1 protein-coding gene and 1 pseudogene are annotated in these 628 nt (G+C 57.2%); both read right to left on the minus strand.

Translation table 11 applies throughout. The annotated features are described in order from the left end of the window. Positions 1–101: 101 nt before the first annotated feature. Positions 102–422 (minus strand): annotated as a pseudogene (locus RCF13_RS12790) (type II toxin-antitoxin system RelE/ParE family toxin). Next, a partial coding sequence (locus RCF13_RS12795; RefSeq protein ID WP_308141235.1) for an antitoxin occupies positions 419–628 on the minus strand: 210 nt, incomplete at its 5' end. The gene RCF13_RS12795 and the pseudogene RCF13_RS12790, both read right to left, overlap by 4 nt.

Here is a 628-nt window from a genome sequence, read left to right on the forward strand (position 1 = left end):
TAGTTAGCGCGGAGCATCGATTGATCCCCCCTGCAAAGCTCCTCCAATGTTGGACAGAACGGTGACGTAGTGTTTGAAGGCCGGAGAGCGGCCGGAATCCTTTAAGGCTCTCTCGCACGAAGCCTATCAGACAATCGCGTCATGAGGTCCATGCGTTCGTGAAAAATCGCCAAGACCAAGGCGGGGCGGCGCTCAAGTGGCAGGCAAAAGGCGTAGTGATGTCCGCAACGTGCCATCCGCAGTGAGGGGTACAGTTCGCTCATGTCCCTGAAATAGCCTTGTCCGGCGGCAAGGCTGGCGATGTCCTGTTCCAGCCTGGCAATATAGCGACGCACCTGCGCAGCGCCCCACTGCTTGCGTGTTTAGCGGATGACGTTGCGCAGGTCGGCTTCTGCTTCTGCCGTGAGGACGTAGGCCGTCAAGCACGATCACCGGTCAGTTCTTCATCCAGAATTTCACTGACGTTCCGGGTGGATATGTTCCCCGCAAGCCCCTCATTAATACGATTTCCGAGCAGCGTTTTCAGTTCGTGCCAAGCCTGATCAGCATCAGCATCACCAGGAAACAGGCGTTCCAGAGCATACTGCTTAATCGTCTTGCCCTGCAGGGCCGCCAGCGCCTTCAGGCT

Source organism: Stenotrophomonas maltophilia group sp. RNC7 (genome assembly GCF_030910085.1).
GTDB classification, from domain to species: Bacteria; Pseudomonadota; Gammaproteobacteria; order Xanthomonadales; family Xanthomonadaceae; genus Stenotrophomonas; species Stenotrophomonas sepilia.